The 13,147-nt window shown below is 61.3% G+C and carries 10 protein-coding genes; 6 read left to right on the top strand and 4 right to left on the bottom strand.

Annotated elements, in window-relative coordinates; all coding sequences use genetic code 11:
- Positions 1-18: 18 nt before the first annotated feature.
- Positions 19-1,149 (bottom strand): 4-phosphoerythronate dehydrogenase PdxB, encoded by a 1,131-nt coding sequence (gene pdxB, locus ACWPW0_RS11170; RefSeq protein WP_454255354.1) that lies wholly within the window; start codon positions 1,147-1,149, stop codon positions 19-21.
- Positions 1,150-1,281: 132 nt separating this feature from the next.
- Between pdxB and ACWPW0_RS11165 the strand changes: the two genes are divergently transcribed.
- On the top strand, positions 1,282-2,658 hold the full coding sequence (locus ACWPW0_RS11165) for an MATE family efflux transporter (protein WP_454255353.1): 1,377 nt from the start codon (positions 1,282-1,284) through the stop codon (positions 2,656-2,658).
- 113 nt (positions 2,659-2,771) lie between these two features.
- On the opposite strand, the gene tusA is transcribed toward ACWPW0_RS11165, so the two are convergent.
- Positions 2,772-3,011 (bottom strand): sulfurtransferase TusA, encoded by a 240-nt coding sequence (tusA, locus tag ACWPW0_RS11160; protein WP_447591786.1) that lies wholly within the window; start codon positions 3,009-3,011, stop codon positions 2,772-2,774.
- Between the two features lie 47 nt (positions 3,012-3,058).
- Positions 3,059-4,111 (bottom strand): 23S rRNA (cytidine(2498)-2'-O)-methyltransferase RlmM, encoded by a 1,053-nt coding sequence (gene rlmM, locus ACWPW0_RS11155; protein WP_454255352.1) that lies wholly within the window; start codon positions 4,109-4,111, stop codon positions 3,059-3,061.
- A 143-nt stretch (positions 4,112-4,254) separates the two neighbouring features.
- On the opposite strand from rlmM, the gene acnA reads away from it, so the two are divergent.
- Both acnA and ACWPW0_RS11145 read left to right on the top strand, forming a co-directional pair.
- Complete coding sequence (acnA, locus tag ACWPW0_RS11150; RefSeq protein ID WP_454255351.1) at positions 4,255-6,996, top strand: aconitate hydratase AcnA; 2,742 nt, start codon at positions 4,255-4,257, stop codon at positions 6,994-6,996.
- 531 nt (positions 6,997-7,527) lie between these two features.
- A complete protein-coding gene (locus ACWPW0_RS11145) occupies positions 7,528-9,093 on the top strand; it encodes a methyl-accepting chemotaxis protein (RefSeq protein WP_447591791.1) in 1,566 nt (521 codons plus the stop codon).
- Between the two features lie 300 nt (positions 9,094-9,393).
- Here the strand turns inward: ACWPW0_RS11145 and ACWPW0_RS11140 are convergent, their stop codons facing one another.
- Complete coding sequence (locus tag ACWPW0_RS11140; protein ID WP_454255350.1) at positions 9,394-10,065, bottom strand: alpha/beta fold hydrolase; 672 nt, start codon at positions 10,063-10,065, stop codon at positions 9,394-9,396.
- Between the two features lie 42 nt (positions 10,066-10,107).
- On the opposite strand from ACWPW0_RS11140, the gene ccoN reads away from it, so the two are divergent.
- Genes ccoN through ccoP form a run of 3 tightly spaced genes read left to right on the top strand, consistent with a single transcriptional unit; the run spans position 10,108 to position 13,147 of the window.
- Positions 10,108-11,544: a cytochrome-c oxidase, cbb3-type subunit I gene (gene ccoN, locus ACWPW0_RS11135; RefSeq protein WP_447591793.1), complete on the top strand. Its 1,437-nt coding sequence runs from the start codon at positions 10,108-10,110 to the stop codon at positions 11,542-11,544.
- Entirely contained in the window at positions 11,544-12,158 is a 615-nt protein-coding gene (ccoO, locus tag ACWPW0_RS11130; protein WP_454255349.1) for a cytochrome-c oxidase, cbb3-type subunit II, read from the top strand. The genes ccoN and ccoO overlap by 1 nt, the downstream gene beginning before the upstream one ends.
- 50 nt (positions 12,159-12,208) lie before the next feature.
- Positions 12,209-13,147, top strand: a complete 939-nt coding sequence (gene ccoP, locus ACWPW0_RS11125; protein WP_454255348.1) for a cytochrome-c oxidase, cbb3-type subunit III — start codon at positions 12,209-12,211, stop codon at positions 13,145-13,147.

The following is a 13,147-nucleotide window of genomic DNA, read 5'->3' as shown; positions in this document are numbered from 1 at the left end:
TTGTCCTGGGACAGTCGCTCAAAGGCGTGTGGCGCCCAGTGCATCAATTACCTGCTGCAATGCCTCGGACTCCCCTTTAATTGCCACCTTCAATCCATCGATCTCCCGCCGTGGCGGGTAATGCTTGCGCAGCGCGTCGAAGGCGCTGCGGCGCTGGGTTTCGCTGCCCTGCAAGGTGCGCCGAAAATCCGCATCATCACGACGCGGGTCATACACCGCGCGGCAAAGCATGTTCAGTGCCCAATCCGGTGGGGTGACGGCGCTCAGAGTCAGCTGGTCGAGCCAGGCTTCAGGCTGCAGGTCAGCCAGGCTCACGGTCTCGGCCTGCCCGCTTGCCGCACAATAGGCCTGGTAGATCTGCGCAGTACCACGCAGCTTGCCTCCCAGGCTGTAGCCGGCGATATGCGGAGTCGCGAGTTGGCACAAGGAAGCCAGTTCACTGTCGACCAGCGGCTCGCCCTCCCACACATCCAGCGCCACCTGCAGATCAGCCCCTTGCTGCAGGTGTTGGCGCAGTGCGGCGTTGTCCACCACGGCGCCACGGCTGGCATTGATCAGCCAGGTGCCGGGTTGCAGACGTTTCAGCCGTTCGGCATCGATCAGGTGACGGGTGCTCGGATCCAGCGGGGTATGCAGGCTGATCACATCACAATCACGCAACAACGTTTCCAGCTCGACGAAATCACCACCTTCACGCGCCTGCCGAGGGGGATCACTGACTTGCACCGACCAACCCAGCCCGCGCAGTACATGCACCAGACGGCCGCCGACCTGCCCAGCCCCAACCACGCCGTAGCGGCGCTGCGACAAGGGGCTGCCGCTGGTTTCAGCCATGGCCAACAGACAACCCAACACGTAATCGACCACGCCACGCGCGTTACAGCCGGGTGCGCTGGACCAGGCGATACCCGCCTCATGGAAGTAATCGAGATCAAGATGGTCGGTGCCAATGGTGCAGGTGCCGACGAAACGCACCGACGAACCTTCGAGCAAGGCCCGGTCCACCCGAGTTACCGAGCGCACCAGCAGCACTTCGGCATCGCCCAGCACATCGCGGTCGATGGCGCGGCCGGCGCAGCGGCGGATCTCACCGAAGCCGGCAAAGAACGCATCAAGCAGGGGAATGTTTTCGTCAGCGACAATACGCATGAGGTCCTCCGGGATTGAGGCGTCATTCTAGGCGCTGAGGCAGAACCTGGGTATGCCTGTCCGCCGAGGCTTTCCTGACCGATCCGGCAGCGCGTAGAATGCGCCGCCTCGCGCCCTTCCGTTGGTCATTCAATGCTCATCCAAACCCGTACAGCACGCGCCTTCACCGAATTGCGCGCCCTGCTGACATTGGCCATTCCGATCATCATTGCCCAGCTGGCGCATACCGCCATGGGCTTTGTCGATGCAGTGATGGCCGGCCGCGTGAGTCCGCGAGATCTGGCGGCCGTGGCGCTGGGCAACTCGTTGTGGGTTCCGGTGTTTCTGTTGATGACTGGCTTGCTGCTGGCTACGACGCCCAAGGTTGCCCAGCATTTCGGCGCAGGCAACCAGGCGCAAACCGGGCCGTTGGTCCGTCAGGCGCTGTGGCTGGCGCTGGTCATTGGCTGCAGCGCGTCATTCCTACTGTGGAATGCCAAACCGGTGTTGCTGCTGATGGGCGTCGATACGCAACTCGCGGAGCTGTCCATGGGCTATCTGCACGGTATTGCCTTCGGTTTTCCTGCCGTGGCGCTCTACCATGTGCTGCGCTGTTTCAGTGATGGCCTGGGGCATACCCGCCCGAGCATGATCTTCGGTATCGGCGGATTGCTGCTGAACATCCCGCTCAATTACGTCCTGATCTACGGCAAATTCGGTCTGCCCGCACTGGGCGGGGTCGGCTGCGGCTGGGCCAGCGGCATCGTCATGTGGGGCATGTTGTTCGGTTTGTTCTGGTGGGTACGACGTGCGCCCTACTACCAGGCCAGCCAGTTGTTCAGCCGTTTTCAATGGCCCGACTGGCAGATCATCAAGGGGTTGCTGTCCATTGGCGTGCCGATTGGCGTGGCGATCTTCGCCGAGGCCAGCATCTTCTCGGTGATTGCCTTGCTGATCGGCGGCCTGGGGGCGTCGGTTGTCGCCGGGCACCAGATCGCTCTCAACTTCAGCTCGCTGGTCTTCATGATCCCCTACTCGCTGGGCATGGCCGCGACCGTGCGCGTGGGCCATGCACTGGGCCGCGGTGAGCCACGCGAAGCGCGATTTGCCGCCGGCATCAGCATGGGCGCGGCGCTGGGCTATGCCTGCCTGTCGGCCAGTTTGATGCTCGTGCTGCGTGAGGAAATCGCGCGAATCTATACCGATTCGCCAGAGGTCATCGCGCTGGCAGCCAGCCTGCTCGTCTACTCGGCGCTGTTCCAGTTCTCCGATGCCATCCAGGTGACCGCTGCCGGCGCCCTGCGTGGTTATCAGGACACCCGGGTAACGATGATCCTCACGCTGTTCGCTTACTGGGGAATCGGCTTGCCAGTGGGCTACGCTCTGGGGTTGAGCCACTGGTTCGGTGAGCCGTCCGGCCCCAAAGGGTTATGGCAGGGACTGGTGGTCGGCTTGACCTGTGCGGCGGTGATGCTGGTGATCCGCTTGAAACACAGTTCCAAGCGGCGCATTGACTGGGTTGAGGCCTGATAACAGCCTTCTTCTCTCCGGAGAGCTCGCACAGGGTGCGCCATCCCCAGCAACATGCCCTTCAATGTGCACCGGTGTGCGCGGTGAACCCTACGAGGGCGCTCCTCGCCTTGTCAGTCCAGCTTCTTGCGAATCCAGTACTGGTAAGTGCCGTTTTCTTCGTTCTGCTCGACCAGTTCGTGACCCAGGAACAGACAGAACTTGGGAATATCACGACGCGTCGACGGGTCGGTGGCCAGAACCTTGAGCAGGCCGCCCGCAGGCAGCTCGCGTACCTTGTTGTGCAGCATCATCACCGGCTCTGGGCAATTCAGCCCGCAGGCATCGAGTATGGCGTCGGCTTGGTGGGACATCGGGGTACTCCGCAATTCAGTGATCTATTCTCGCCGATGCGACGTGCTCAGGACAGTCGCCGCAGATGGCAGGTTACTTCCTCTCGGTCGTGATAGAGCTGTTTGCAGGCGATCGAGACCTTGATCTTGCGCGCGGCGAAAGCATCTTCGAGACGCAGCAGTAGACGGCGCACCTCGGCGTAGCGTTGCTTCATCGGCAGCTTGAGATTGACCACCGCTTCGCGACACAAGCCTTCGCCGATCCAGGTCTCCAGCAACGCGGCATTGCGCGCCGGCTTCTCGACGATGTCGCACACCATCCAGTCCACCGGCTGCTTGGGCTTCCAGGTGAAACCATCGACCATCAGGTGCTGGACCAGGCCGGTATCCATCAGACTCTCGGCCATTGGCCCGTTGTCGATGGCCGTCACCAGCATGCCGCGCCGCACCAGTTGATAGGTCCAGCCGCCCGGCGAAGCGCCCAGATCGACACCAGTCATCTCGTCCGAGAGCCGGGTTTCCCATTGTTCGCGTGGGATGAACTGGTGCCAGGCTTCTTCCAGCTTCAATGTCGAGCGGCTCGGCGCTTCGCGTGGAAACTTCAGACGGGGAATGCCCATGGGCCACAGCGCCGAATTGTTTGCCGCGGCCAGGCCCAGGAAAACCTCCCGCCCACTACGAAACGTCAGCAACAGGCGAGGCTTGCTCGCATCCTCGCCCAAGCGCCCAGCCTTACTCAGCGCCTTGCGCAACGGTGCCTCGAACTTCTTGCAGAAATTCGACAGCTCCTTGCCATCATTGGTATCGAATACCTCCAGCCACAGGCTGCCGCACACCGGATAGCTCGCCAACTGCTCCAGCAGCACGGCAATGCGATCGGTTTCCGGTAACTGCACGTAATCGCCGCGTGCCCATTGCCGCGGGAAGATCAGCCGGTCGAAGTGCAAGGCATGCATCAACCGCTCACTGCCGCCAGACTCGCTGCAGATGAATTCGGCGTAGGCGCTGCCGGGTTTGCCCTTGGCATAGCCGGGCACCTCCAGGCGCGCGGCATGTTCGCTCAGCTCGGCGCACACTTCCCCCTCAAAGCCAGGGCGGCAATGCAGTAACAAGGTATTCATCGTATTTCTCCTGAAGGCGCGCATGATAGCCGAGACAGGAACCTCCGGTGCGCCTGCCGGGTCAAGTGAAGTGGCGGGCGTGCCAAGCCGGGACTAGCTTCAAGTTTCGATCCGGTCCTCCCGCTCCCAAAAGGAGAAATGCAATGTCTTCCCTGGATAGCCTGAAATGCCGCCGTTCCCTGCAGGTAGGCAACAAGACCTACGACTATTACAGCCTCTCAGAGGCTGCCAAGCACCTCGGCGATATCGCCAAACTGCCCTTGTCATTGAAGGTGCTGCTGGAAAACCTGTTGCGCTGGGAGGATGACCTCAGCGTCACCAGCAAGGACATCCACGCCATGGTCGCCTGGCTGCAGCAGCGCCATTCCGACCACGAGATCCAGTACCGCCCCGCACGCGTCCTGATGCAGGACTTCACCGGCGTACCGGCCGTCGTCGACCTGGCTGCCATGCGTGCGGCCATGGCCAAGGCCGGGGGCGACCCGCAGAAGATCAACCCGTTGTCACCGGTGGACCTGGTCATCGATCACTCGGTGATGGTCGACAAGTACGCGTCGGCCTCGGCCTTTGGCGAAAACGTCGACATCGAGATGCAGCGCAATGGCGAGCGTTATGCGTTTCTGCGCTGGGGTCAGAATGCCTTCGACAACTTCCGGGTGGTACCGCCGGGCACGGGCATCTGCCACCAGGTCAACCTTGAATACCTTGGCCGTACGGTATGGACCAAGGAAGAAGATGGCGTCACCTTCGCCTTTCCCGACACATTGGTCGGTACCGATTCGCACACCACCATGATCAACGGCCTCGGCGTGCTTGGCTGGGGCGTGGGCGGGATCGAAGCGGAAGCCGCCATGCTCGGCCAGCCGGTGTCGATGCTGATTCCCGAGGTGATCGGTTTCAAACTGACCGGCAAGCTCCGCGAAGGCATCACCGCTACCGACCTGGTGCTGACCGTGACCCAGATGCTGCGCAAGAAAGGTGTGGTCGGCAAATTCGTCGAGTTCTACGGCGACGGCCTGGCCGACCTGCCGTTGGCCGACCGCGCGACCATCGCCAACATGGCCCCGGAATATGGCGCCACCTGTGGCTTCTTCCCGGTCGATGCGATCACTCTCGGTTACCTGTGGTTGTCCGGGCGCAGCGAAGAAACCGTGGCGCTGGTCGAGGCGTACTGCAAGACCCAGGGGCTGTGGCGTGAGGACGGCCACGAGCCGGCTTTCAGCGACAGCCTGGAGCTGGACATGAGCAGCGTCGAAGCCAGCCTAGCCGGCCCCAAACGCCCGCAGGATCGCGTACCGCTATCCCAGGTCTCGCAAGCCTTCGAGCAACTGCTCGGCTTGCAACTCAAGCCCGACAGCAAGGAAGAAGGCCGGCTGATCAGCGAAGGTGGCGGCGGCGCGGCCGTGGGCAGCAATGCGGCAACAGGTGAAGTCGACTACGAGTACCAGGGCCAGTCCCAGCGCCTGAAGAACGGCGCGGTGGTGATCGCCGCCATCACCTCCTGCACCAATACCTCCAACCCCAGCGTGATGATGGCCGCCGGCCTGCTGGCCAAGAAAGCGGTGGCCAAGGGACTGCAGCGCAAACCCTGGGTGAAAAGCTCGCTGGCACCCGGCTCCAAGGTGGTGACCGAGTACTTCAATGCCGCCGGGCTGACCCGCTACCTCGATGAACTGGGCTTCGACCTGGTCGGCTATGGCTGTACCACCTGTATCGGCAACTCCGGGCCACTGCTCGAACCTATCGAAAAAGCCATTCAACAGGCCGATCTTACGGTCGCTGCAGTGCTCTCGGGCAACCGTAACTTCGAGGGCCGCGTGCACCCGCTGGTCAAGGCCAACTGGCTGGCATCGCCACCTCTGGTAGTCGCCTATGCCCTGGCCGGCACGGTGCGTATCGACCTTGCCACCGAGCCACTGGGTACCGGCAAGGATGGCCAGCCGGTCTACCTCAAGGATATCTGGCCCAGCCAGACGGAAATCGCCGAGGCCGTGGCCAAGGTCGATACCGCCATGTTCCGCAAGGAGTACGCCGAGGTGTTCAGCGGTGACGCGCAGTGGCAAGCCATCGATGTCCCGCAGGCGGCCACGTATGTCTGGCAGGACGACTCCACCTATATCCAGCACCCGCCGTTCTTCGACCGCATCACTGATGCGCCACCACCCATCGTTGATATTCACAACGCCCGCATTCTCGCGTTGCTCGGCGACTCGGTGACCACCGACCACATCTCCCCAGCCGGCAACATCAAGAAGGACAGCCCGGCCGGGCGCTACCTGAGCGAGCATGGCGTGGACTACCAGGACTTCAACTCCTATGGCTCGCGACGCGGCAACCACGAAGTGATGATGCGCGGCACTTTCGCCAATATTCGCATCCGCAACGAAATGCTCGGTGGCGAGGAAGGTGGCAACACGCTGCACATTCCCAGTGGCGAGAAGCTGGCGATCTATGACGCAGCCATGCGTTATCAGGCCGAAGGAACGCCGCTGGTAATCGTGGCCGGCAAGGAATACGGCACCGGTTCCAGCCGCGACTGGGCCGCCAAGGGCACCAACCTGCTGGGCGTGAAAGCCGTTATCGCGCAGAGCTTCGAGCGCATCCATCGCTCCAACCTGGTCGGCATGGGCGTATTGCCCCTGCAGTTCCAGGACGGCCAGGATCGCCAGACGCTGCGCCTCACCGGCAATGAACGCCTGGCCATTACCGGACTGGATGGGGTCGAGTTGAAACCATCCATGACGCTGACGCTGGAAATCACTGATGACCAGGGGCGCCATGAACGCGTCGAGGTGCTATGCCGCATCGACACCTTGAACGAGGTGGAATACTTCAAGGCCGGTGGCATTCTGCATTACGTACTGCGTCAATTGCTCGCCCGCTAAACCCATGCTGCCAGCGACTACGGTCGCTGGCAGCATGCCGTTACGGCTTGATAGCTTTATTAGCCAAAGAGAGTGAACGATAAACCTGTAAGAGTTGATGCAAACGAAACGAGAGTTGAATCAAGTAAATTACCGGAGTCCTGAACTTCTTCGATATGTGCTGAATATGGGGCAAAGCAGATTTAAAAAGCGGTCATAGTTCCATTAATTATTTTTGCCCGGCGCTTACCACGCCCCGTAAAGCCGATAGCCTGCGGCATGGCACGGGTGTACCAATAAAAAACCAGCACTTTTGAACAATTGACACTCCGCTATTTGCCAGAGTCGATTTCTGCTGCAAAACCACTTTCTTATCCGCCATCATTTGCACTTCGCAAGAATCTCTATAGCCCTGCCTATTTTCACCGGCAGTTTGGCGCCAAAATATTTTTCATCTACTTGCTGCGTTACACTGCAACCAGTTTTTCGGCCTCATCTTTTTGACCTGGCGGCCGATGCCCTTTGTATTCGACACCATAAGAATCCACTGCCATGCGAAACAACCAGCCTGTAACGCAGCGTGAGCGTACGTTTCCCTCCCAGCAACGCCTGATCTCCACCACCGACCTCAAGGGGCAGATCACCTACTGCAACAAAGCCTTTGTCGACATCAGCGGGTTCAGCCACGACGAGCTGATTCGAGCGCCGCACAACCTCGTGCGCCACCCTGACGTGCCATCGGCGGTGTTCCAGCACATGTGGGGCACGCTGCGCAAAGGGCGGCCATGGATGGGCATCGTCAAGAACCGCTGCAAGAACGGCGACCATTACTGGGTCAATGCATACGTCACGCCCGTTCTCGATAATGGCCAGGTTGTCGGGTATGAGTCCGTGCGCATCAAGCCAACGACTGAGCAGGTGCGCCGCGCCGAAGAGCTTTACCAGCGGGTTAACGCTGGCAAGAGCGCCATTCCGGCCGTGGACCGTTGGCTGCCACTGGTACAGGCCTGGCTGCCTTTCATCCTGATCAGCCAGGTCGGCTTCTTCATCGGCAGTCTACTCGGCTCGACTTGGGGCTTCCTGCTCGCCGCTGCGCTCAGCATTCCCTTTGGCATGCTCGGCATTGCCTGGCAGAACCGTGGGCTCAAACGCCTGCTGCACCTCGCCGAACAGGCCACCTCCGACCCGCTGATAGCCCGGATGTATACCGACAGCCGCGGAACCCAGGCACGCCTGGAAATGGCCATGCTCAGCCAGGAAGCACGCCTGAAAACCTGCCTGACCCGCCTGCAGGACACCGCCGAACAACTCACGAACCAGGCCCGCCAGGCCGACCAGCTGGCGCATAACAGCTCTGCCGGTCTAGACCGCCAGCGCATCGAGACGGAACAGGTCGCTACGGCGGTCAACGAAATGGCAGCCACCACACTGGAAGTCGCCAGCAACGTGGCACGCACCGCCATTGCCACCCAGGAGGCCAATCGCCTTACCGGTGAGGGGCGTGATGTGGCGGCGGAAACCCGCGAGGCCATTCAGCGCCTCTCCATCTCCGTGGGCGAAACCGGCGAGACCGTGTCGCGCCTGGCCCAAGACAGCAACGAGATTGGTGGCGTGGTCGATGTGATCAAAGGCATTGCCGACCAGACCAACCTGCTCGCACTCAACGCCGCTATCGAAGCAGCCAGGGCCGGTGAAATGGGCCGAGGCTTTGCCGTGGTTGCCGATGAGGTCCGCTCGCTGGCGCAGCGCACGACCGAGTCCACCGGGCAGATCCACGCACTGATCGCCAATCTGCAACGCACCGCTGAGGCCGCCGTGACCACCATGGCCGTCGGCCGTCGCCATGCCGATGAAGGCGTCGAACGCGTATTGAAAGCCGACCAGGCCCTGATCGGCATCAGTGAGGCTGTGGCCAACATCACCGACATGGCCAACCAGATCGCCGCCGCTGCCGAGGAACAGAGCGCCGTGGCCGAAGAGATCAACCAGAACATCACCACCATCGCCCAGTTGGCCGACCAGACCTCCAGCGAGGCCCACAGCACAGCCGAGCTGAGCGAGGCCCTGACGGCCACCGCGCAGGACCAGTATTCACTGGTCGAGCGTTTCAACCGCTGATGTTCACGCCATAAAAAAGCCGGTTTATACCGGCTTTTTTTACTGCGCCCAGGCCTGGGCTTGCTAAGGGCTGTTTACGTTTCGTTTCAACTCATTGGCCGGATGGAAATACATTTCCAACCCTGCCCTATGCGCGGGCCTCTTTGATGCAATTGCGGATGCCGCAGCCGGTGGGCTGAAGCCCACCCTACAGAGCCTGAACCCTACGTAGGGTGGGCTTCAGCCCACCAATCGGACGGAAAAGTTGAATGCTCGCAACTGTCTCGCTCCGACCATCCATATCGAAATATCGATAGCCCCCTAAACGCATAGCAGAAACTCGGCAATGGCATCTGCAGCACTGATCAGATGCTGTTCATGAGTCCAGCCGGATGACTTCAGCGGCTTCAGGTCATGGTCTGCGGCCACGAGCCAATGAAGCTCGATGGCTGGGGATAGCGTGTAACCACTGACGGTTTCCCGCTTGCCCAGGGCATCACGCTCCCCCTGCACGATCAATGTGCATGTCCGCAGTTCGGCCAGATGCGCCACGCGCGGCTTGTCCAGTTTGCCCGGCGGGTGGAACGGATAGCCCAGGCAGACCAACGCATCGGCCCCCAACTCATCAGCCAGCAGGCTGGCCATGCGCCCGCCCATGGACTTGCCACCAATCGCCACCGGCCCCGTCACCTGCGCACGCACCGCAGCGTACACCTCACGCCAGCAGGCAAGCAGCTGCGTCTGCGGATTGGGCGGCCGCCTGCCACCGTCCTGTCGGCGAGCCGCCATATAAGGAAACTCGAAGCGCACCACCGTAACGCCCCTTGCCGCCAGTAACGCAGCCATTTGCTGCATGAAGCTGCTGTCCATCGGCGCGCCCGCACCATGGGCGAGAATCAGGGTGACCTGCGACATTCCGTCCACCCTGTCCCATAGCCAATCGCCAGCCCCGCATTGATCCCTGTCAATACCGCTCATCACGCCTTTACCCATGCTTGCCATGCTTTTCATAAACCGTGGATGGAAGCCCAACACATGAACACAACCAGCAGCGCCGCCTACAATTATAAGGTGGTCCGCCAGTTCGCCATTATGACGGTGATTTGGGGCATAGTCGGGATGGGGGTCGGCGTATTCATTGCCGCCCAACTGGCCTGGCCGGACCTGAACCTCAACCTGCCGTGGACCAGTTTCGGTCGCCTGCGACCTCTGCACACCAATGCCGTGATCTTCGCATTCGGCGGCTGTGCCCTGTTCGCCACCAGCTATTACTCCCTGCAGCGTACCTGCCAGACCCGTCTGATCTCGGACAAGCTGGCAGCCTTCACCTTCTGGGGTTGGCAACTTGTGATCGTCCTCGCAGCCATCAGCCTGCCCATGGGCTGGACCTCCTCCAAGGAGTACGCCGAGCTGGAGTGGCCGATCGATATCCTGATCACCATCGTCTGGGTCGCGTACGCCATCGTGTTCTTCGGCACACTGGCCAAGCGCAAGACCAAGCATATCTACGTGGGTAACTGGTTCTTCGGTGCGTTCATCCTCACCGTGGCCCTGCTGCACATCGTCAATAACCTGGCCGTGCCGGTTACCTGGAACAAGTCCTACTCGCTGTATGCGGGCGCTACCGATGCGATGGTGCAATGGTGGTACGGTCACAACGCCGTGGGCTTCTTCCTCACCGCGGGCTTCCTGGGGATGATGTACTACTTCGTGCCCAAGCAGGCCGAACGCCCGGTGTACTCCTATCGCCTGTCCATCGTGCACTTCTGGGCGCTGATCACCCTGTACATCTGGGCCGGCCCGCATCACCTGCACTACACCGCCCTGCCGGATTGGGCTCAGTCGCTGGGCATGGTCATGTCCCTGGTCCTGCTCGCACCCAGCTGGGGCGGCATGATCAACGGCATGATGACCCTATCAGGCGCCTGGCATAAGCTGCGCAGCGACCCGATCCTGCGCTTCCTGGTCGTCTCCCTGGCGTTCTACGGCATGTCGACCTTCGAAGGCCCGATGATGGCGATCAAGACCGTCAACGCCCTCTCCCACTACACCGACTGGACCATCGGCCACGTACACGCCGGCGCCCTCGGCTGGGTAGCCATGATCTCCATCGGCGCGCTGTATCACGTGCTGCCCAAGGTCTTTGGCCGCGAGCAGATGTTCAGCACTGCGCTGATCAACACGCACTTCTGGTTGGCGACCATCGGCACCGTGCTGTACATCGCCTCGATGTGGGTCAACGGCATCACCCAGGGCCTGATGTGGCGTGCGGTCAACGAAGACGGCACCCTCACCTACTCCTTCGTAGAAGCCCTGCAAGCCAGCCATACCGGCTTCGTGGTACGCCTGCTCGGCGGCGCGATCTTCTTCGCCGGCATGCTGATCATGGCCTGGAACACCTACCGCACCGTGCGCGCCTCGACTCCTGCCGAATATGACGCCAGCGCCCAGATTGCCGAGGGAGCCCACTGATGAGCAGCAAACACGAAATCCTTGAAAAGAACGTCGGCCTGCTGGCACTGATGATGGTGCTGGCCGTGAGCATCGGCGGCCTGACCCAGATTGTTCCGCTGTTCTTCCAGGACGTGGTCAATGAGCCGGTACAGGGCATGAAGCCCTATACCGCCCTGCAACTGGAAGGTCGCGACATCTATATCCGCGAAGGCTGCGTTGGCTGCCACTCGCAGATGATCCGCCCGTTCCGCGCCGAAACCGAGCGCTATGGCCACTACTCCGTAGCCGGCGAAAGCGTCTGGGATCACCCCTTCCTGTGGGGCTCCAAGCGTACCGGGCCGGACCTGGCCCGCGTGGGCGGCCGCTACTCCGATGACTGGCACCGTGCGCACCTGTACAACCCGCGCAACGTGGTGCCTGAGTCGAAGATGCCGGCGTACCCGTGGCTGGTCGAGAACAAGCTGGACGATACGTCCATCGTCGCCAAGATCGAAGCGCTGCGTTTTCTCGGCGTTCCGTACAGCGATGAAGACCTGACCGGTGCCAAGGCGGCGCTGAGCGGCAAGACCGAGATGGATGCGCTGGTCGCCTACCTGCAAGTCCTTGGCACCAGCCTGAAGAACAAGAGGTAAGTCATGACCATTCAGTACAGCAGCCTGTTCATGTCTTGGAGTACACAACCGTGAGTTCTTTCTGGAGTGTCTACATCACCCTGCTTACGCTGGGCAGCCTGGTTGCCCTGTTCGCCCTGCTTTTCGCCACGCGCCGTGGCGAGAGCCCGGGCACCACGGATAAAACCATGGGGCATGCCTTCGACGGCATCGAGGAGTACGACAACCCGCTGCCCAAGTGGTGGTTCATGTTGTTCCTCGGGACCCTGATCTTCGCCCTGGTCTATCTGGCGCTCTATCCGGGCCTGGGTAACTGGAAAGGCGTACTTCCCGGCTACGAGGATGGCTGGACCCAGGTCAACCAGTGGCAACGCGAAATGGACAAAGCCCATCTGCAATACGGGCCGATCTACGCCAAGTTCGCCGCCATGCCAATCGAGGACGTGGCCAAAGACGAGCAAGCCCTGAAAATGGGCGGTCGCCTGTTCGCTTCCAACTGCTCCGTTTGCCATGGTTCCGATGCCAAGGGTGCCTATGGCTTCCCCAATCTGAGCGACCGCGAGTGGCGCTGGGGTGGCGAGCCGGCCAGCATCAAGACCACCATCCTGGCGGGTCGTACCGGCATCATGCCGCCACAAGGCGCGATGATCGGGGATGAAGGGGTGCGTGATGTAGCTGCCTTCGTATTGACCAAGCTGGCTGGCCGTCCATTGCCGGAAGATGCCGCAGCCAATGTCGATGCGGGCGAGAAGATCTTCTCGACCACCTGTTTCGCCTGTCACGGTGCCGATGGCAAGGGCACCCCGGCGCTGGGTGCCCCGAACCTGACCAACCCGTCGGCCTTCATCTACGGCAGCAGCCTGGCTCAACTGCAGCAGACCATCCGTTATGGCCGTACCGGCCACATGCCAGCCCAGGAGGACTTTCTCGGCAACGACAAAGCTCACCTGCTGGCCGCCTATGTCTACAGCCTGTCGCAACAGGTGGAGGAAGACACCGCCAGTAAATGA

It is taken from the genome of Pseudomonas sp. Marseille-Q8238, assembly GCF_965111915.1.
Note: the sequence above shows the minus strand (reverse complement) of the source record. Positions and strands in the feature narration are given on the sequence as shown.

Coding starts and splice junctions, on each gene's coding strand:
- pdxB (WP_454255354.1), bottom strand. CDS start 1,149: ATGCGTATTGTCGCTGACGAAAACATTCCCCTGCTTGATGCGTTCTTT.
- ACWPW0_RS11165 (WP_454255353.1), top strand. CDS start 1,282: ATGCTCATCCAAACCCGTACAGCACGCGCCTTCACCGAATTGCGCGCC.
- tusA (WP_447591786.1), bottom strand. CDS start 3,011: ATGTCCCACCAAGCCGACGCCATACTCGATGCCTGCGGGCTGAATTGC.
- rlmM (WP_454255352.1), bottom strand. CDS start 4,111: ATGAATACCTTGTTACTGCATTGCCGCCCTGGCTTTGAGGGGGAAGTG.
- acnA (WP_454255351.1), top strand. CDS start 4,255: ATGTCTTCCCTGGATAGCCTGAAATGCCGCCGTTCCCTGCAGGTAGGC.
- ACWPW0_RS11145 (WP_447591791.1), top strand. CDS start 7,528: ATGCGAAACAACCAGCCTGTAACGCAGCGTGAGCGTACGTTTCCCTCC.
- ACWPW0_RS11140 (WP_454255350.1), bottom strand. CDS start 10,065: ATGGGTAAAGGCGTGATGAGCGGTATTGACAGGGATCAATGCGGGGCT.
- ccoN (WP_447591793.1), top strand. CDS start 10,108: ATGAACACAACCAGCAGCGCCGCCTACAATTATAAGGTGGTCCGCCAG.
- ccoO (WP_454255349.1), top strand. CDS start 11,544: ATGAGCAGCAAACACGAAATCCTTGAAAAGAACGTCGGCCTGCTGGCA.